This is a genomic window from Vibrio sp. 1288, assembly GCF_033344475.1.
This window is the reverse complement of sequence record NZ_JAWPOX010000006.1, coordinates 85,781-104,908: the sequence shown is the minus strand read 5'-3', so window position 1 is coordinate 104,908 and position 19,128 is coordinate 85,781. Positions and strand designations below refer to the sequence as shown.

20 protein-coding genes and 1 tRNA gene are annotated in these 19,128 nt (G+C 44.9%); 5 read left to right on the top strand and 16 right to left on the bottom strand.

Features of this window, described 5'->3' with window-relative positions:
• Positions 1-49: 49 nt before the first annotated feature.
• Together R8O11_RS06650 and R8O11_RS06645 are read right to left on the bottom strand one after the other, a co-directional pair.
• Positions 50-955, bottom strand: coding sequence for a 3'-5' exonuclease (locus tag R8O11_RS06650; RefSeq protein ID WP_318194005.1), 906 nt, complete (start codon positions 953-955; stop codon positions 50-52).
• A 397-nt stretch (positions 956-1,352) separates the two neighbouring features.
• Entirely contained in the window at positions 1,353-1,553 is a 201-nt protein-coding gene (locus R8O11_RS06645) for a hypothetical protein (protein ID WP_318194034.1), read from the bottom strand.
• Positions 1,554-1,608: 55 nt separating this feature from the next.
• On the opposite strand from R8O11_RS06645, the gene umuD reads away from it, so the two are divergent.
• Entirely contained in the window at positions 1,609-2,058 is a 450-nt protein-coding gene (umuD, locus tag R8O11_RS06640) for a translesion error-prone DNA polymerase V autoproteolytic subunit (protein ID WP_318141906.1), read from the top strand.
• A 7-nt stretch (positions 2,059-2,065) separates the two neighbouring features.
• Positions 2,066-3,334 carry a translesion error-prone DNA polymerase V subunit UmuC gene (gene umuC / locus R8O11_RS06635; RefSeq protein WP_318194004.1) on the top strand — a complete coding sequence of 423 codons (1,269 nt, stop codon included), beginning with the start codon at positions 2,066-2,068 and terminating at the stop codon, positions 3,332-3,334.
• Positions 3,335-3,344: 10 nt separating this feature from the next.
• Here the strand turns inward: umuC and mobI are convergent, their stop codons facing one another.
• On the bottom strand, positions 3,345-3,788 hold the full coding sequence (gene mobI / locus R8O11_RS06630; RefSeq protein ID WP_318194003.1) for a conjugative transfer protein MobI(A/C): 444 nt from the start codon (positions 3,786-3,788) through the stop codon (positions 3,345-3,347).
• A gap of 464 nt (positions 3,789-4,252) precedes the next feature.
• On the opposite strand from mobI, the gene R8O11_RS06625 reads away from it, so the two are divergent.
• Together R8O11_RS06625 and R8O11_RS06620 are read left to right on the top strand one after the other, a co-directional pair.
• A complete protein-coding gene (locus tag R8O11_RS06625; protein ID WP_318194002.1) occupies positions 4,253-5,227 on the top strand; it encodes a ParM/StbA family protein in 975 nt (324 codons plus the stop codon).
• Between the two features lie 2 nt (positions 5,228-5,229).
• Positions 5,230-5,502 (top strand): hypothetical protein, encoded by a 273-nt coding sequence (locus R8O11_RS06620; RefSeq protein ID WP_276464230.1) that lies wholly within the window; start codon positions 5,230-5,232, stop codon positions 5,500-5,502.
• Positions 5,503-5,617: 115 nt separating this feature from the next.
• Here R8O11_RS06620 and R8O11_RS06615 read toward each other — a convergent pair whose 3' ends face one another.
• The 5 genes from R8O11_RS06615 to R8O11_RS06595 all read right to left on the bottom strand — a co-directional run bounded on the left by R8O11_RS06615 (position 5,618) and on the right by R8O11_RS06595 (position 11,063).
• Positions 5,618-5,809 carry a helix-turn-helix transcriptional regulator gene (locus R8O11_RS06615; RefSeq protein ID WP_065274308.1) on the bottom strand — a complete coding sequence of 64 codons (192 nt, stop codon included), beginning with the start codon at positions 5,807-5,809 and terminating at the stop codon, positions 5,618-5,620.
• 84 nt (positions 5,810-5,893) lie between these two features.
• Positions 5,894-7,126: a tyrosine-type recombinase/integrase gene (locus R8O11_RS06610; protein WP_256956469.1), complete on the bottom strand. Its 1,233-nt coding sequence runs from the start codon at positions 7,124-7,126 to the stop codon at positions 5,894-5,896.
• A gap of 332 nt (positions 7,127-7,458) precedes the next feature.
• Positions 7,459-7,546 (bottom strand) — tRNA-Ser (locus R8O11_RS06605).
• 144 nt (positions 7,547-7,690) lie between these two features.
• A complete protein-coding gene (locus tag R8O11_RS06600; protein WP_005378276.1) occupies positions 7,691-8,140 on the bottom strand; it encodes an L-alanine exporter AlaE in 450 nt (149 codons plus the stop codon).
• A gap of 502 nt (positions 8,141-8,642) precedes the next feature.
• On the bottom strand, positions 8,643-11,063 hold the full coding sequence (locus tag R8O11_RS06595) for a hybrid sensor histidine kinase/response regulator (protein ID WP_033905057.1): 2,421 nt from the start codon (positions 11,061-11,063) through the stop codon (positions 8,643-8,645).
• Positions 11,064-11,114: 51 nt separating this feature from the next.
• On the opposite strand from R8O11_RS06595, the gene R8O11_RS06590 reads away from it, so the two are divergent.
• Positions 11,115-11,726, top strand: a complete 612-nt coding sequence (locus R8O11_RS06590) for a YecA family protein (RefSeq protein ID WP_005378278.1) — start codon at positions 11,115-11,117, stop codon at positions 11,724-11,726.
• Between the two features lie 73 nt (positions 11,727-11,799).
• Here R8O11_RS06590 and R8O11_RS06585 read toward each other — a convergent pair whose 3' ends face one another.
• The 8 genes from R8O11_RS06585 to tolB all read right to left on the bottom strand — a co-directional run bounded on the left by R8O11_RS06585 (position 11,800) and on the right by tolB (position 19,118).
• Positions 11,800-12,966 (bottom strand): glutathionylspermidine synthase family protein, encoded by a 1,167-nt coding sequence (locus R8O11_RS06585; protein WP_033905056.1) that lies wholly within the window; start codon positions 12,964-12,966, stop codon positions 11,800-11,802.
• An 8-nt stretch (positions 12,967-12,974) separates the two neighbouring features.
• Positions 12,975-13,544: a DUF1190 domain-containing protein gene (locus tag R8O11_RS06580; protein ID WP_025766906.1), complete on the bottom strand. Its 570-nt coding sequence runs from the start codon at positions 13,542-13,544 to the stop codon at positions 12,975-12,977.
• Positions 13,545-13,552: 8 nt separating this feature from the next.
• Positions 13,553-13,969 carry a DUF350 domain-containing protein gene (locus tag R8O11_RS06575; RefSeq protein WP_005378281.1) on the bottom strand — a complete coding sequence of 139 codons (417 nt, stop codon included), beginning with the start codon at positions 13,967-13,969 and terminating at the stop codon, positions 13,553-13,555.
• A complete protein-coding gene (locus tag R8O11_RS06570) occupies positions 13,969-15,012 on the bottom strand; it encodes a potassium channel protein (RefSeq protein WP_017820047.1) in 1,044 nt (347 codons plus the stop codon). Before R8O11_RS06570 ends, R8O11_RS06575 begins: the two co-directional genes overlap by 1 nt.
• A 117-nt stretch (positions 15,013-15,129) precedes the next feature.
• Positions 15,130-16,191: a quinolinate synthase NadA gene (gene nadA / locus R8O11_RS06565; protein WP_017820046.1), complete on the bottom strand. Its 1,062-nt coding sequence runs from the start codon at positions 16,189-16,191 to the stop codon at positions 15,130-15,132.
• A 251-nt stretch (positions 16,192-16,442) separates the two neighbouring features.
• Entirely contained in the window at positions 16,443-17,195 is a 753-nt protein-coding gene (ybgF, locus tag R8O11_RS06560) for a tol-pal system protein YbgF (protein ID WP_005378285.1), read from the bottom strand.
• 15 nt (positions 17,196-17,210) lie between these two features.
• Entirely contained in the window at positions 17,211-17,735 is a 525-nt protein-coding gene (gene pal / locus R8O11_RS06555; protein WP_005378293.1) for a peptidoglycan-associated lipoprotein Pal, read from the bottom strand.
• Between the two features lie 30 nt (positions 17,736-17,765).
• On the bottom strand, positions 17,766-19,118 hold the full coding sequence (tolB, locus tag R8O11_RS06550; RefSeq protein WP_005387925.1) for a Tol-Pal system beta propeller repeat protein TolB: 1,353 nt from the start codon (positions 19,116-19,118) through the stop codon (positions 17,766-17,768).
• Between the last annotated feature and the right edge of the window lie 10 nt (positions 19,119-19,128).

The following is a 19,128-nucleotide window of genomic DNA, read 5'->3' as shown; positions in this document are numbered from 1 at the left end:
GTTCATTTTCCAGAGGTTTTCAAATATGCAAGGCTTACCTTGTAGAGAGCTACAAAGCTTTAAATCGATTGCGGGCATCTTTGTAGTCATAGTGGGCATGTTCTGAGCCACGATGGTACAAATCATCCAGGTAAGTTTGTTCCTGCGGCAACTCGTCTTCGCTGATTTCGCGCCACCAATGTTTGTTGGCACCTTTCACACCGTCATGCCAGCGGTAACCGCGTTCTTTTAAATAGTCCTTTACGTCAAACGGCGCACCAAACGCACGAACTAACACAGTTCGCCTGTCTGCTTCAGACAACAAGTTTGCAACGGACTCGGGCAACAAATGGAACAACCAGGCCATCGCGAAACAATCAGTTGCAGCTCGGTGTCCTTCATAGAACCAACCTAAGCGAAGCAGCAGGTACTCAAGTTTTCGACTTTCAAAACCCAGCGCCTTCCAATCTATGCCACTGGCTGAACAGGCCCAAGATAGATGTCCTAATGCAGCAAACCGCTTTTCAAAGAAAGGGCGATCAAACTGTGCATTGTGTGCAACCACCAGCGGATCATCGGATAACCAACTCGCAACCAGTGCATCATCAATGTGCTGGCCTTGCACCATATCATCGGTGATACCGGTTAACTCGGTAATCAGGTCAGGGATAGGCTTACCGGGATCTTCATACAAGCTGATCACATCAACAATCGACACAATCCGCTGAGCAGAGGGGCTGTAAAGCACCTTAACCATACCAAGCTCAATAATGGACTCATCATCGGCATACAGTCCGGTTGTCTCTGTATCGAGCAGCACCATTGGCTGTTCATCACCGACCATAGGAGAAAGTTCAAGTGGCCAAGTCTGCGACTCACGCGTTAATGGAATCCGTTCCAGCAATCTAAAATCTTCTGGCCTGTCTGGGATATCCGCGAGGCGCTCTAGCGGAAATGGCGCTGGGGCTCTTGTCATTGATGGTTCCTCTTCAATTTTATTGTTCGCTTTGGGTTATTTCATTGTGCCCTGTTCGTTTATAAACGCATTTGTACAAAATGCACCTTGGATACCTCAGCGTTTTTTAATCTTTCTACTGGGTGAACCCATGTATGAAGGCTTTGGCTAAGCCTTTCAGAAAGCCTTAGCTAAACCCTTTAGGTAACCCTTACCGATACCCTTTACGTATGGCTTAGCCAACCCCTTTTCAAACGGTTGCAAAAGGCTTGAACTGAGTTCGACTGAGCATTTTAATGGTGCTCCTAACTTCGCTTTAAGCCAGTAAATTCAATACGAAGCAGAATTTTACTAACTGTTTTTAAACCCTTTGCAAAGGGTTCAACAAGCCTTGTCTGACGGTTACTTGACCCATGCGTTAACCAGTAGCAGTAACAGGATCAGTAACAGAAACAAGAGCAGTAGGCAGAAGCAGTATTGTCCAAGCCTTGCAGGCTTTGACGAGGGCAAGCAATCCCCACATCAAGCTTTTCAACACAAAAAATAAATCACCGACAACACAGCGTCTTACTCGAACAACACCAGTTTTACCTACAATTTTACTTGTAGAAATCAGCATAGCATTAGATACTGTATAAACAAACAGTATTAATTATGATTTTTCGAGGTTCGTCATGAGTGTCTCGCTGATAGGCCGTAGCGGCGCACTTGCTTTCATCAAAGCCAAGCGCCTTCGTATTCCATTGTTCATGGAACGTGTTTCTGCTGGTTTTCCCTCACCAGCGCAGGATTATGTTGAGCAAACGCTCGACCTCAACGAGCTGTGCATCAAGCGACCGGCTGCAACGTTCTTTGTGCGTGTTGAAGGTGATTCAATGATTGATGCCGGGATTCACCCAGATGATATTTTGGTGGTTGATCGCTCTGTCCAAGCAGAACACGGTGACATTGTCATCGCGGGCATCCATGGTGAACTCACGGTAAAGGAGCTTCAACTCAGGCCGTGCGTCAAGCTGATCCCAAGAAACCCGGCGTATGAGCCCATTCATATTCCTGAAGGGGCAGAGTTAGAGATATTTGGCGTGGTTACCAATGTGGTGCGAAACATGCGCCGTAAGTCGTGACTAGCCCATGCCTGTATTTGCCTTGGTGGACTGCAACAACTTTTACGCCAGTTGTGAGAAGCTGTTTCGTCCTGATTTAAAAGATACGCCGGTTGTGGTGCTGTCCAACAATGACGGCTGCGTGGTTGCACGCTCACGTGAAGCTAAGTTACTCGGTATTAAAATGGGCGTACCCGTTTTTCAAATCAAAGCTGAAATGCAGCGCCATGGCATTTTGGCATTCTCGTCCAACTATGCGCTGTACGCAGATTTAAGCAGTCGAGTGATGCGCACTTTGGAAGAGATGGCACCACGAGTAGAGGTTTACTCCATTGACGAAGCGTTTCTGGATTTAACCGGAATTGAGTCTGCCATATCCCTTGTCGAGTTCGGACAACAAGTGCGAGAGCGCATAGGCCACTGGATTGGGATCACCGTCTGTGTAGGCATTGCACCGACAAAAACACTCGCCAAACTGGCAAACCATGCCGCCAAAAAATATCCAGCCACTCAGGGGGTTGTAGACCTGACCAATCCAGATCGGCAACGTCGATTGCTCGCATTAGTCCCGGTTGATGATGTTTGGGGCGTTGGTAGACGGCTTTCTAAGCGTTTAAATGCGTTGGGTATCACCACAGCCTTAGACCTAGCCAATGCCTCTCCTAGAGCCATCAGAGACCAGTTCTCGGTGGTTTTAGAAAGAACCGTCAGAGAACTCAATGGTGAGTCGTGCATTGAACTAGAAGAGATCCCGCCAATCAAGAAACAAATCGTCTGTAGCCGTTCATTTGGCGTAAAAGTGACGCACTTTGAATTGTTACGTGAAGCCGTATGCGAATACGCAACCCGCGCCACTGAGAAGCTTCGCAAAGAACAGCAGCAAGCCAAAGTGCTGACCGTGTTTATACGTACCAGCCCCTTTAAGGACAACGAGCCGCAGTACAGCAACTCTGCATCGGGTGAATTGCTAATCCCCAGTTGCGATACGCGGGATTTTATCGAGCTGGCCAATCACTTACTCAAGCGAATTTGGAAGGATGGTTTTCGTTATGCCAAAGCGGGCGTCATGCTGTCTGACTTTTACGATCCTGGCATGTTTCAACCAGGACTATTCGATGACGTATCGACCCGCTCCAATAGCCAACAGTTAATGTCTGTATTGGACACCATTAATCAAAGCGGTGCCGGAAAGGTTTTCTTTGCTGGACAAGGTACGAAGAAAGATTGGTCGATGAAGCGAGAGCATTTATCTCCCGCTTATACAACACGCTGGGACCAATTACCGCGAGTTAAGTAGCGCAGTTAACTCAGTAGGCATTCACTCTGCGACGCAGCATGTTGAGCTTATCAACTTGGAATCGAACATCACTGAAGAATTCTTCTTTCTCCATGGCCAGCGCTAACTCCCATTCTTTGGCTAGACCTTGGCAGTCCAAAAATGCGTATCTCAGCTTCGTCTTTGAAATACGCAGTCCCTTGCTAAAGATCACGCGCTTGCCTCGTTGACCGTAAAAACTGTTGATGTACCACTCTATGCCAAAGCCATACTTAAAATCTCTGATACGGACACCAAGCAGACCCCAGTCTTTAAAGGGCGCATTCTCTCGAACCTTGTAATGGGTAACCCAAAAGTCATCAACTTCAGCTCGTGCCAGCGCTTTTAGTCTGTCCGTTTCTTGCTGAAGTAAATCTGATACCTCTGCTTTCCATTGTTCATTGACGATTTCTACCAAACCAATTTCCCCATCCAATTAACCCCAAAAGCCAAAACCACTATCCGTTTGGCTTTTGGATCGAAACGCCAAACGTAAAACTGCCGTAGCAATCACTGTTTGGCGTCTCGATATAAATCGACTCGCGCAATCCCATATCTGACAAGGGATACAGCCCGATTTCACTTAAAAACGCCTAAAAAGACGTATCGTCATGAAGATACAAACCGTTTGGCGAGTTCAGGCCAGAATGCAAACGACGTTTGGCGTCTCGATTTTTTTGGCTCATTCATCCGCCGCCAAACAGAGCCTATTCTCATACTTTTTCGAAAATGCAATAGGCAGATAGATGAAAGGATTTGTCACCTTTCTGCCCACCGCCAGTGCACCAAATCCTGATAATGACATTTGAGTGAACCGCCAGAGCACTTGGAAATGCCCAAGCGTGAACAGCGCGGTTGATTGAAAACTGTTAGAGCACTTTGAGTGCACAGGAGATAAGTATGTTTATACTAGGCGTAGATATCGGTTACTCAAACCTGAAGCTGGCAATTGGCCAATCAGGCAGTGAACCGAAAACCATTATTCTACCTGCGGGTGCCGGTCCTGCGGATCGTATGCCTGAGCGTATCGGTGGAGGCCATGATGACACTTGTTTGTATGTGTCTGTCGATAATGAGCGTTGGGCCGCTGGTGTTCCTGCTGGACGCCTTCAAGGCTGGGAACGAGAGCTTCACCCGGAATATCCGACCACAAAAACCTATAAGGCGCTTTTTCATGCCGCCTTGTTAATGGCTGAAACTGAGTCCATCGATTTGGTTGTCACTGGATTACCGGTTTCCCAGTTTCATGAACCACAACGTAAGTCTGATCTTGTGCAGCGTTTAAAAGGTGTCCATCAAGTGACGCCTAAGCGCAGCATCACCATTCATGACGTCAAAGTGCTGCCGCAGCCTGCCGGTGCCTATATGGATCTGGTTCAAACAGGTGGTGATTTGGGCTTAATTGAAGAAGGTCGTGTCGTCGTCATCGATCCCGGCTTCTTTTCTGTTGACTGGGTTGCCCTTGAAGCCGGAGAAATTCGCTACAGCTCATCAGGAACCAGTCTTCAGGCAATGTCCGTGCTACTGGAAACCATTGATAAGCTGATTTCAGAAGATCATGGCGCCAAAGTGGGTATGGATCGACTTGAGAAAGCCATGAGAACCGGCGACTTGCAGGTGCTGCTATTTGGAGAAAAGGTCGATATTTCACCTTATCTGAATGCTGCCATGAAAAAGGTAGCGCCTGTTGCTCTTACAGCCATGCGCCAATCCATGCGTGACGAAAGCATCAATGCGGACTTGGTATTGATCGCCGGAGGTGGAGCCATGGCTTATAAGGAAGCGGCCAAGGAGATTTTTTCACGAAGCAAGATCATCGTGCCGGAACAATCTGTTTTGGCGAACGTCCGAGGCTTCTGGTTTTATGGGGCATGATTATGAGAGTTGTGGTCAACATTCCCCCAGGGAGCCACCCTGAACTGCTCAAAGAATTGGAAAAGACGCCGCCACGGGAACGCGCTGAGCGCCTGCGGATGCTGGCCACCTTTGGCTTAATTCAAATGAGCCAAGCCAATCTATCCACGACATCTGTACCGGTGGATGGCCTTGCACCGGATGGTGAAGTTACTTCTATGAGTACAGCGCCAGAACCCAAAGCAGAATCACGTAAACAATCATTAAAATCAAAACTAGGGCTGGGCCTTCAATAATCGTAAAACTTGGCCTGTATCCTCTACCTTATCAGCGAAAAAAATGACCCTAGAGCAAAGAGCCATAGGGTCAAAATTATCATCAAAAAATTTCATTTTACGCGATACCACGTGATTATTGGCTATCTCGCAAAGACTGCCGTTTCTCTATCCACTCATCAACTTCACTCTCTTTCCAGCCCACCGCTCTCATACCTAGCGGGATTGGTTTAGGAAATTCACCTCTTGAGATAAAAGCGTAGATCGTACTACGAGCACAGCCAGTTTTCTCACTGAGCTCAGGCATTCTTATAATTCGTACCGTCATATAATCATCTCCTTATTTAGACTCATTAATAGTCTACAAAGCACAGTTTTGTCTGAAGACCATTTAGATGAACAATTTTCACACTTATCTGACTTGCATAACGTTTAAGACCGAGAACGAACCCACCGAATTCTCTGAAATATAAGAACTCCACTTCTGCATCATTTCTCGGCGACGTTCCAAGTAGTCTGTCCGGTTGTAGGCATTTCGAATTCTATCTCGACCGACGTGTGCTAAAGCGACTTCAATTAAATCTGGATCTTCCCCCCACTCATTCAACGTGGTACTTGCTAGTGAACGAAATCCGTGCGCAGTTGTTCGATTTTTAAAGCCAATTCGTCCCAGAGCTTTGTTGATTGATTCAGAATCGATATGACGGCTTAAACTGCGATTGGATGGAAAAATATATGGGCTGTTTGACGATAACGGCCTTATGTTTTCCAGTATCGATAAGGTCTCTGTTGTCAGCGGCACTCGATGCTCGCGCTTCATTTTCATCCGAGTACTTGGGATTATCCATGTGTTGGTATTGAAATCGATCTCATCCCAGCGAGCACCCGCAGCCTCTGATGGCCTTGTCATCGTGTGAAGTTGCCACTCGATAAGGCAGCGTGTTGTTATATATAAATTCGCGTGACCAAGCGCTCTCATTAAATCGGAAATTTCGTCAGGGCTAAGCGCCTTCATGTGCTCAACAATTGGCTTTTTAAAAACATCACGAATTCCACTCAATGGGTTATTTTCGATATAACCGCTGTTTACCGCAAAGTTCATCACCTCATTGAGCAATTGCGCCGTTCGCTTTACTGTTTCGAGCTTACCTTTGCTCTCTAGACTTCTTAAAGCTTCAATCACCATTGGAGCTTTAATCGACTTTAGGGGTATATTTCCCAGCTTTGGGAACGCATGAATCTCGAGTTTACGCCAGTTATCGTGAAGTGTTTTTTGCTTTAGTTGGCTAGATTTAAAATCTCGCCATTCCAGCGCGACTTGACATAAGGTTTGCGCTTGTGTCAGTTTCACTTGCGCCTTTTTCTCAAATTTATCTATCTTCGGATCAATTCCGTCAAGCAGAAGCCTACGCATTTCTTGAGCTTTTTCTCTCGCCTTAGCAAGAGTTATGTCTGGGTAAGGCCCAATCCCCATAAAGGTGTTCTTTCCAGATACTGGTCGTGTATATCTAAACTCCCAATATCGTGACCCCGATGGTCTAATGCAAAGGTATAATCCCCCGCCGTCCGAAAATCGAACCTGCTTATTGTTATCCGCTTTAAGAGTTTGAACTTGCTTTGCAGTCAATTTATTTAAGTTCGCCACGAGCACCTCCTTAGTCAAAAATGTAGGTGGATTAAGTGGTCGAATCTCGTCAAAAAAATCCACCTACACTTTTCGGTTTTATAATTATGATTTTCAATGCTTTAAGTAACTTATAAACATTGAAAAACAACCGTAAATGAATGCGACTTTTAGGGTAAAATAAGATGCAAAGTGTAGGTGGTTAGATAGATGAAAAAATCTGCGTACTATCTAACCTACACCCAAAATGTATATGGTGTAGAGCAACACTAGACATCTTTGGACGTAACTTATTGATTTGTAATATCTAGAGGCGTAAAAAAAGACGCTCTAAGACGTCTTTTTTTAAGAAATGGCGGTGAGTGAGAGATTCGAACTCTCGATACGTTGCCGTACACACACTTTCCAGGCGTGCTCCTTCAGCCACTCGGACAACTCACCGAATCAAATTTTGGTTAGCATTATTGGCTAACGAGGCGCTAATTTAATGATTATGTGCCTGATGGTCAAGGCTAAACATAAAAAAAAGCGCCCTTTTCGAATCGATTGCTCACTAAGTAACTAAATTGAGCAAAACTGGGGCATTTACATGCTTTGAGAATAACCGGGAACACGGAACCAACGGCGGCACATATCCAAGAAGTACCCATACAACACACCCATGCCACAAGAAATAACAGCGTTACTTGCCACTGCGGTCACAATTTGATCTGTAGACGCGCCAACTGCGAATAAGATACCCGCATAAACTGGAGATTGAAATAGTACATAAGCGACCAGATCGGAGATGTTTTTCATAAAGGAAGACGGTGACACCTTACTACCTTGATGCAGCACCCAATCACGAAAAACCCCATACGGCCAAGCAATAGCGATATTCACTGGAATCGATAGCGTACGCGATGCTAGAGATTGCTCAAATGTCATCCCTGAAATCAAAATCTCGACAATCATCCCTGTGATAAAGCAAAAAACAACCATAGCAAAGGTATCCGCTGCGGCGTGACGAATACAAAATGGTCCACGAGACTTCATTTACAAAACCCTTAAAATCAAACACTGCAATTAATAAAAATAATAAAACTATTAACCACTAAAAAGACATCAAGCCAGCTAATGATGCAATTAGAACACACAAAAACTAGCTTATGGTTCTGTATTTAAAATTAAGTTGTAAATTTATAACCAACTTTTAAAGTAAAAGTAGTTTTTTTCACCAATGGCGAGTAAAAACGCCTAAAATTACGTAAAAATGGTACAAAAACACGGATTTCACTTACATAAAAAGGGGTTACGATAATTATTTTGGCGTAAAGTTAGAACAAAACTCGGACTGTAAACAGTCACTCCTATAGCTTATGCTACCAAGCTGCGAAAATTCAGAGTATTACCGATATAATCACAGTAGAAGGTCTTGCTGCTTTACTCGTAAAAGTAAAACTGCAAGCCTGTTCATTGCAGGTTAGAAGAGTTTGTCACGAAGCTGGATGACGTATGAATAGTAAGAACAATTCACAGTTGCGCCATATTGATTCAGTTATGGTGAGGCCAGCAAAATCGTTAATGTATCGATATCATCTTGGTCTGGGGATTGCTGACGCTTTAAGTTACTTCTTATCCGTTCAGCGACTGAAGAAACGTCGTCACTGAGTTCAAGGGGAGCCTCCGCAATGATCGCTGAAATAGCCTCAAGTGCTTCATTAAGATGTCCATTATCTAGAGCGACATAGAAGTTGAGTAACCACTTTTCAGCATTAAAGCTATCTGCTGCATTTCCATCAAAGTCCGATTGGTACTGATATAACTGTGTCGCATGAAGATACAGTGCATCATTTAATTCAGACTCCACTATTGGTTTCGCTATTATGTGATCTGCTCCTACATTAATCATACGCTCTTGTGTTTCTTTGAACACATCCGCTGTACAGCCAAAAATCAGTACCGACTTAGCAGGTGAACTCATTGCTCGAATGGCTGATATGGCCCCAACGCCATCTAGAACAGGCATATGATTATCCATCAGTATCAAATCAAATGGTTTGATCGCAACCTCATCGACTGCAAGCTGACCATTTTCGACACTTGTGCACTCAAAGCCCTTGGCTCGGAGGAAAGTTTCCATAATGATCGCATTTGTTCGGTTGTCTTCAACAATGAGTGCTTTCAACCCTTTACAGTTCAATTTATGTGTATTGATTGACTCTACTTTACCTGGCTTGCAAGGTGTAAGGGCAATTTCGACAGTAAAAGTCGTTCCAGCGTCCTCCTGACTCTCTACAACCACTTGCCCACCCATATGTTCCGCGATTTCTTTGACTATTGCTAAACCAAGCCCTGTACCACCAAACCGCCTAGTCGTTGATGACTCCGCTTGCTCAAAAGGACGAAAAATGCGTTTTTGTGCCTCTTTTGAAATACCAATTCCTGTATCTTTTACCTTTAGTATCAGCTTGGTGCCTGCCTTACTCGATTTCTCGGCTAGCTCTACCTCTACGATGCCACGATCGGTGAACTTAACAGCGTTATTGAGTAGATTGAACAGTACTTGACGCAAACGGGCTTTGTCATTGTTGTACCAACGACCCGTTGGTAAATGCGAGACTACTCTAAAGCGAAGACCTTTTTCTGCACATAGAGTTTGATAAACACTCTTGATACTGCCGATAATCGACTCAATTGGGAAAGGCTTATTTTCAAACTCAACATGCCCTTGTTCAATTTTTGAGTAATCTAAAATCTCATTGAGTAATGTCATCATGTGATCACCTGAATCATAAAGTGTTCTCAGGTGCTTACGCTGCTCATCGGTAAGTGGTGTTTTTAACAGTATCTGGGCAGTTCCTAGTACACCGTTCATTGGTGTGCGAATCTCGTGGGACAATGTGGCTAAGAATGCCGTTTTAGCGTTTGTCGAAGCCTGAGCTTTTATTCTCTCCTGCTCTAAATAGATCGTCTTTTCATTGAACTTCTCGATAAGCTGTCCGATTTCGTCATCGCTATCGTAGTCAATATCTATGATCCCACCAGTTTTCGAGTCATCAATCTTAGCGGCAATGCGAACAATTGGTTCAACAATATAGCGATTCAGTAAGTAGTAACCGACCAAGACACACAAGAGCAAAAATGGAATGATCCTCCCCTCAACGCTCATCACTTGTTCAAACACTTGATCGGCGACTTTAGCTTTTGCGTTGACAACTTCCATGCGCCAGTCGAACTCTCCGAAATCAAGCTCGCTGACATAAATTTCGTCCGTCAGTTGAAAGTTGTGTTCAATAATCACGTTTGAGTCAGCATCGCGAACCACTACCCCCAAAGAATGCTGGTTCGTGTGCTCTCGAATAAACTGAAAAAGTGCATCTAGTGATAGGTCTACCGTTACAACTCCAGCGAATCGACCGTTTTGGTAATATGGAGAAGATGCGGTAATCATCTGGACCTGAGTAAAGGTGTCGATGTAAACCGTAGACCAACTAACAGAACCTACCGGAGCATCGGCGGCAGCGACATACCAGGGTTCATTATCATAACCGCCAGATTCGGGGTTATTGTAGGAGTGAATTTGGTCAATACCACTATCACTGTTTTTATTGAAGAATAGACTTTTATATCTCCATTGTTCTGCTTTGAGTTCGGGTTTAGGCCATACGCCACCACTAACAAGCATCTTGTCACTCAATTGAAGTATATGTGGAATTATTGTGTTGAGAGATTGAATATTTTCAGTCCCTTGGGCTAGCCCTACTAAGCTGCTCAATACACCTGTAGAACTGAGGAGGGGCTCTTTTATCTCAAGAGCCAGGAGTTGGGTACGTAACTCTAGGTTTTGCTCTAGCTTTTGTCTAACCGGTGGCTCAACAACCAAATAGGCGACAGAACCGATAGTGGCGATAAAGAAGCACAGGTAAAGTGTTAGGGCGAGAATGCTTTTTTTTCTAAGTGATGAGCGAATTTCCATAGATGTGTGAATCATTCCCTAATATCGATTTATCACTAATTGATTGGTAAGATGAGCGCAATCAACCAGCCCATTAACAAATGGTATTCTATTTTGAAACTACAAGACATCCTTTCTCTCCCAGAACTTGACGGTAAACTACTAAACCTAGCAAAAACTCAAGGCTTTGTAACAGCGATGGCTGCAGCGCCAAACGTATTAATGCCTCAAGAGTGGTTGCCATTCTTATGGGGTGGAGAAGAAACAGCGCCATTTACTGACGGTGAGCAACTAGAGCAATACATTGACGAGATTGTACAAATGTGGAACCAAACTCGTCCCGCTCTCCTAGAAGGCACTTGGCAGTGGCCTGCAGGGTGCGCGCTAGATGAGCAAGACATTGTAACAAGTCAGGCTCGCGATTTCTGTGAAGGTGTATTACAAGGCTGGCAACTTGCGCGTGATGACTGGGAAACGTTGATGCCTGAGGATAGCGAAGATAATGCCCTACTCGGTGGTGTTTTACTTTCTCTTACTATGCTTTACGACCCAGAAACGACCATTGAAACATTGGCCGAACAAGGTATGGAAGGCTTAGAGCAGTTTGAGGAAATCTTCAATGCAATGCCAGTGATGTTATGTGGTCTTACCCAGCGCGGTGTTGCATTAGCTGAAGAACAATAGACGCAACGCTGTCGACCATCAAGATTGAACGGCTGAATAGACAAAAAGCTCTCCAAATGGAGAGCTTTTTTGATCATGTTAAAATTACATGTGGAATATACCGCGCCATATCTTGAGTCACTAAGCTACTGTCTTCCCTAATCGAAATACCGGCAGCTCTATCATTGACCAACCAACTGCCAATTAACGTATGGTTTTGCCCAAACTTAGGTAGTGGATGGTATTGCTGGACGATATTGAATTGAGATTCATAAGGCCCTGACGTTTTAACAAAACGTTTTCCATCGATGACGATCTCGATGTTCGCGCCCTCTCGAGAAAATAGTGGCTTGATGACATAATCTCTCATAGTGTTCGCTTTTGAATCGTTAGCAAAATAAGCGGGCAAAAGGTTCGGGTGGTTAGGAAAGCGCTCCCACAATAACGGTAAAAGTGCTTTATTGGATAGAATCGACTTCCACATCGGTTCTAACCAGTTTACGTTCGCAGTCGCTAAGTACTTCGCATATTCCTCTTCAAACATAAACTCCCAAGGGTAAAGCTTAAACATCCAACGAATCGCTCTGTCGTCAGCATCCACAAACAGACCATCTTCCGTCACTCCAATATCTTCGACATGCACGAATGCCGTTGCTAACCCTGCCTCTCGCGCGCAATCCTCTAAATACTGGACAGTCCCTTTATCTTCTTCAGTGTACTTGCAGCAGCTAAAGTGAAGTGTTTGTCCTGGTTGGTATTTTGCTATTTCGGCAAAGCGCTCGATCAAAAAGTCTTGAAGAATATTGAATTGATCCGCGCTCTGGTGAACTCGACCTTTATTTACAACATCTTCTAGCCACACCCACTGCCAAAAGCCAGTTTCAAACAAGCTGGTTGGCGTATCCGCATTGTTTTCCAGTAATTTTGCTGGCGAGGTCCCGTTGTACGCGAAATCCAGCCGCGAATAAAGCGAAGGTTCGCTTCGTCTCCATGAAGAAGCGACCTGCTCCCACATAGATTCAGGGATCGCACATTGCGTCAGCAACCGCTCACTCCGAACGACTTCATCCACAATAGCCAGGCACATCTGATGCAGCTCTTCAGTGGGCGCTTCTATATCGCGCTCAATTTGCTCCAGCGTGAATTGATAGTAAGCACTCTCATCCCAATACGGTTGGTCATACATGGTATGGAAACCAAAACCAAACTGGCGTGCTAATTCACGCCAGTTTTCGCGCTCTTGTATTTCTCGTCGAAACATAGTGCTTTTTAACCGCCTCGACTGACCGACACCGCTTTACCAAACCCGCCTCGAGACATCGCCCTGCCAATGGTGCCGCCACCACGTTTGTTAAGGCTATTCGTCGCGACTTTGGTCGGCTGATTTCGGTAGGAGCCAAAGAATTGTCCTGCTCCATTATAGAATTTGGATTTATAACGGTACATCGGCTCTGAGTAATAGCTCTTGTTATAACCTTTCAACCCGCTTAATGAGCGACTGTAAAAAAAACCGCCAAAGTTAGGTACATAAGCTCGGGAACTGGAACTGTAGTAACAATCATCCTCGTAGAAATCATTCTCGCATTCGAACTCGCTGCGGTAGCGAGGGGCATTTTGTTCGGCACGAGCTAAAGCTTCTTGGTATGCAATGTCACACTGTTCACTAAACTCAGGCGAGTTAGATTTACACTCATCGGCATCAGAAAAAATGTACCCTTCTGTTTTTGACTCGTACGTAGCAAAGAAGAAAATACCACCAAAGGCAGCAAAGGGAAGAATTTTCCCAAGCTTTAAGCTTTTGTCCATGGAAGAACGTTTAACGTTAGAACTCCGCTTCATCGTTCCTCCTAGTAAGTCATGCAAGCGGCATTCAATACGCCGACCGAAACAGAAACTGCTGCTAATACGATACCGGCTGGCAGTTCATCTTTTTCGATACGCTCTGCCACTTTCGGAAGTAAAATAAAGCGTACAATTGCAAATGCGATAATTTGAGCAAGCATTGCGACAACGCCCCAAACCATAAAATCGACGATATTGACTGAGTTTTTTGCCGCCCCCGAAATCGCGAGACAGTAACCAAGGAAAGCCCCACTTAGCGCAATCGCTGCTGCTGTATTTTGTTTTTCTTTAATCAGATGCCACTCATCGTATGGCGTCAACTTGACGTAGATGAACTTAAACGCCAATACAAAAATAATAGAAACAGAGAAATAGAGTAAAAAGTTTGGGAAGCCTGCTAACAGGCCGGCAATCATGTGCATTATTGTTCCTTGTTCATTTCTTTCCAGGCAAAATCTTCAATACGTTCATCTGCAATGTAAAACAGCTTGGTACTCGCGGGTACTTCAGCATCTAAATCTGGGTTGAGTTGAATACCATCGCCAATATCAAAAGCAATCAGCGTGGCATGATGGCGTCTTTTGAGAAAAACGAAGAGATTCTCAATAGTGGTGGCAGACTGCCCCTCAGGATAAATAACTGAGTATTGCGTCATACCTCGTGTTGAAGCCAAAAGCTCCTGATGAAGCGCACTTGAGCCCGGGTCAACCGCCGCTTTTGCCAACATTTCTGCGCCAACAGCAGGTATGCATTCCGCTTTCGGGCAATGCTGACTTAGAAGTCGGCCTAGCGCTTCATCTTTAAAGTAAGCGACCAAATGAGCGGAAGGGTTTACAGATGCGCAGTATAGAGCGGCTGACAAGGTAATGTCGTCCGAGAGATTATCCACAATAATGCAAGCGGCTTCGGCAATATTGGCGTTTTTCATCTCTTGCGAATCGGTATAACTGGTCACTTTGATAAAACTGATTTCGCCAGGTAACGGGTTCTCTATTTCTGAACGGCTGCATAAAACAATCGGGCGCTTTCCCTCTTCTTCATGTTGTAACATGCGAATAAGGTGCATCGTTCTCGATCCATTCCAGCCCAACAATACAATATGGTTTTCCACTCTTACTCTCCGTTTTCCTAAAATACCCGCTCGCCAATAGTCCATCGCTGCTCCAGCGACACGCCCCAATAATGCGGCGAATAAGCTCAAACCGCCGGGGATTACAAATAGTACGACAACCCATTTACCCATATCTGTTACTGGAGAATGGTCGCCATAACCCACCGTACTCGCCGTAACCATGAGGTAATAGATAAAGTTAGCGAAACTGTCTGTTAATGCTGTTTCACCAGCGAGAACCAGCAGCCACCATGAAAGGCTCACATATAAGCCACTAAAGATGAGAAGGCTTCGGTTGCTCAATTTAAAAAGGTGGGAACTAAGCCACTTTTTAACTACTAACCACACCGCCATAAATTTATGACCTCGATATTCATTGATTGCATCAATAGTAACTCATTGATAGTAAGACACAAAAAAACCAGCCATATTCGGCTGGTTTTTGAGATTTACTTTCAGTTACGCCTACTTTTAAGCATTACCTTTCACTTGCATATTTAGCTGCTCAGCAAAATCTAGCATGCGGTTCAGTGGGATAAGTGATTTCACACGTAGCGCTTCATCAACAAAAATTTCGTGCTCTTCACCACCTTCACTAAGCGCTTTCTCAATTGCTTTCAAACCGTTCATTGCCATCCAAGGACAGTGTGCACAGCTGCGACATGTTGCGCCTGCACCTGCGGTTGGCGCTTCGATAAGTTCTTTCTCTGGCACAAGTTGCTGCATTTTAAAGAAAATGCCTTTGTCTGTCGCAACGATCATTTGTTTGTGAGGAAGCTCTTTCGCTGCTTTGATCAGCTGACTCGTTGATCCAACGGCATCGGCAAGTTCTACGACGCTTGCTGGTGACTCAGGGTGAACCAAAATAGCCGCATCTGGATACACGCTCTTCATTTTTCGTAGCGCATCAGCAGAGAACTCATCATGAACCACACACTCACCCTGCCAAAGCAGCATATCTGCGCCAGTTTTGTTAGCGATGTACGATCCTAGGTGACGGTCTGGTCCCCAAATAATTGGCTTATCTTCAGCGTCTAAGTGTTCCACGATTTCAAGCGCAATGCTCGATGTAACGACCCAGTCGGCACGGGCTTTAACCGCTGCTGAAGTATTTGCGTAAACTACAACCGTATGATCAGGGTGAGCATCACAAAACTCGCTGAACTTATCCGCAGGACAGCCAAGGTCAAGCGAACATTCCGCTTCCAACGTTGGCATTAGAATGCGCTTTTCTGGTGTCAGAATTTTGGCCGACTCGCCCATAAAGCGAACACCACCAATAATCAATGTACTTGCAGGGTGACGATTACCAAACTTCGCCATTTCCAACGAGTCACCAACAAACCCGCCAGTGTCTTCAGCTAGGGCTTGAATCTCAGGGTCGGTATAATAGTGTGCGATAAGTACCGCATCTTTTTCTTTGAGTAACTTTTTAATACGCTCAATGTAAGATGCTTTTTCTTCTTCGCTTAATGGAACTGGTTTCGGTGGGAATGGGTAAACAGTGTCGATTTTATCTAATATATGGCTCATTGCTCTTGCTCTACGCAACTTCCTTTAATCCGAGTATTGTAACCTCGTTAATTTTCAAAAACCAACTTGTCGCGGGGATTTCTAGCGGTCTAGCCGTATATCTTTGTTACAGGTAGCATTTCCGAGTAGCGAAATTCGGTGCAACACAAGGTCAGAGGCTCTGCATCATTGCTATCGACTTAGCCGTTCTGCACCAACAGAAAATGGAAAAGAAAAAGGAAGCCGAGGCTTCCTTTTCAAAACATAACGTCTTACAGCTTAGAGCTGGCAAGTTTTGCAGATGCACTACCTGGGTATTCATCAACCACTTGTTGGTAGTACTTTTTCGCTTGAGCTGCATTGTTATTACGCTCAGCGATTTCGCCTAACTTAAGCAACGCATCGGCTCGCTTGTTGGAGTCTTTATAAGACACAACAGCGGCAAAACTTTTCACTGCATCCTCATCCTGCTTTTTAGCGAAGTACAACTGACCTAACCAGTAGTGAGAATTCGCTGAATATGTAGAATCAGGATAATCTTTCTGGAACTGCTGGAACGCTGCAATTGCGCCAGTGTAATCACGCTTTTTGAGAATGAGGTCAACTGCATTCTGATATGCCGTTTGCTCATCAACATTTGGAGTGTACTGGCCACCTGTTTTCACAGGTTGTGCTTCTTGTGCAGGTGTGGATTTTATCTCTCCACGAACACGATCCAGCTCGACAAACAACTCACGTTGACGTTGCAACATTTGTTTCATTTCGTAGCTATTTCGCTCTAATTGACCACGCAATTCACTGATCTCTTGTGACATTTGGTCAATTTGCTGTTGCATTTGGAGCTGAACGCGATTGCGATTTTGTAGCAAACGTTCTAGACGTTCTACTTCCGTTTCAGATGAACGGCTCTTAGAGACGGATGATGTGCTGTTGAGATCGGATACTGGAGCTGGTGCAGCGAACGCAAAGTTCGCTGCACTTGCCAGTAACGTAAGCGCAACAGCGCGCTTAGTGTTACTGAACATGAGGATTACCTCGAATTAGTATACTAGAACCGCGCGACGGTTCTTAGCGTAAACTTCATCTGATTGACCTAGAAGAAGTGGCTTCTCTTCACCGTAGCTAACGATTGAGATTTGGTCAGCTTGAACACCTAGTGCTTGTAGGTAGTTCGCTACTGCTTGTGCACGACGCTCACCTAGAGCAATGTTGTACTCAGGTGTACCGCGCTCATCAGCGTGACCTTCGATAGTTACGTTAAGTGCTGGGTTCTTGCTTAGGTAAGAAGCGTGAGCCGCTAGCATCTCTTCGTAATCTGCTGCAATTGTTGAGTTGTCAAAAGCAAAGTAGATTGTTTGAGTTTCACGTAGCGCTTGCTCTTTTAGCTCTTGCTCTGTCAACTGACCGCTTTGATCAATTGGCGTAGCTACTGTTGTTTCCACTGCGCCATTGTTGTTTGTTGCTGCACCAGTGTTAGAAGCAGCGTCGTCGCTTGAACTACACGCTGTAACAGCCATTACAGGAAGCGCGATTAGTAGCCCTTTTAGAACCTTGTTCAGTTGCATCTTATTTTCCTTTATTAATCAAACTTATTACTACAAAAACGGTGACCATGCAGGCGCTCGAACACGCCCATTTGTTGCCGGTAATCTAGCTTTGAATCGACCATCAATTGACACCATCGATAGTACGTTTTTCTTGTTGTAAATCGAGCTATACACAACCATGCCACCGTTTGGGGCAATACTAGGAGACTCATCAAGCAAGGTCTTAGTTAAGACTTGAAGAGCACCAGTTTCCAAATCTTGTTTCGCCAAATTAAATCCTGCGTTGCTGCGGTTCACCATAACTAGGAATCGCCCATCAGGAGTAATCTGACCACCCAAATTTTGGCTGCCTTGCCAAGTCAAACGGTCAATAGAACCGCTGCCCAAATTTACTTGATAAATCTGTGGTTTACCACCCCTATCCGATGTGAAAATCAACGATTTTCCATCCGGATGCCAGAACGGTTCCGTATTATTTGATCTGCCACGCGTAATTTGCGTCAGTTTACGAGTGTTAAGGTCAAACGTATAAACATGAAGCGAGCCTGTTTTAGAAAGAACAATCGCTAACTTATTGCCATCAGGCGAAAATCTTGGTGCACCATTGTGACGTGGGTATGAAGTAATTTTCTCACGTTCACCGGTGTAGATGTTCATTATGAAGATTTCTGCTTGGCCATTTTGGAAGCTAACATACGCAAGCTTTTTACCATCTGGTGACCACGCTGGTGACATTAATGGTTGCTTAGAGCGTAAAACCAGACGCTCATTGTAGCCATCGTAATCAGCGACTCGAAGTTGGTAAGGGAAACGGTCTTTATCGTTCACTACCACATATGCGATACGAGTCATGAAAGCGCCACGGTCGCCAGTCAACTGCTCATACACCAAATCAGAGATACGGTGAGCGTACTCACGCATACGAGGCCCTTGAACAGTGGCTACTTTATTGAACAGCACATGATCTTTTGACAGAACCAATTCACCGTCACTACCAAGCGCCTTACTCTTCCCACCCGTTAACTGACCACGCACAATATCAACAAGTTGATAGTTGATAACGTAGTCACCTTGGTCGTTTTGCTTGATTGAACCAGTCAATAGCGCATCCACGCCTAAATTGGTCCAAGCATCAAAATTAACTTCTGATTCACTGAACGGTGTTTGTGGCATTTTGCTCGTTGGAACTGGGCTAAATTTACCACTACGTTGTAAATCCGAGGCGATAACAGCAGAAACATCCGTTGGAAGCGCTTGTGTGCCCTCCCACTTAAACGGAACAACAGCAATTGGTCGTGCTGAATCAATACCATCGGTAATGACCAACTCTAATGCGGCATTCGCCACATTTGTCATACTGCTAAACAGTACAAACATTCCTAGTAAAAGGCGTCTAATCACGTCTTATTCC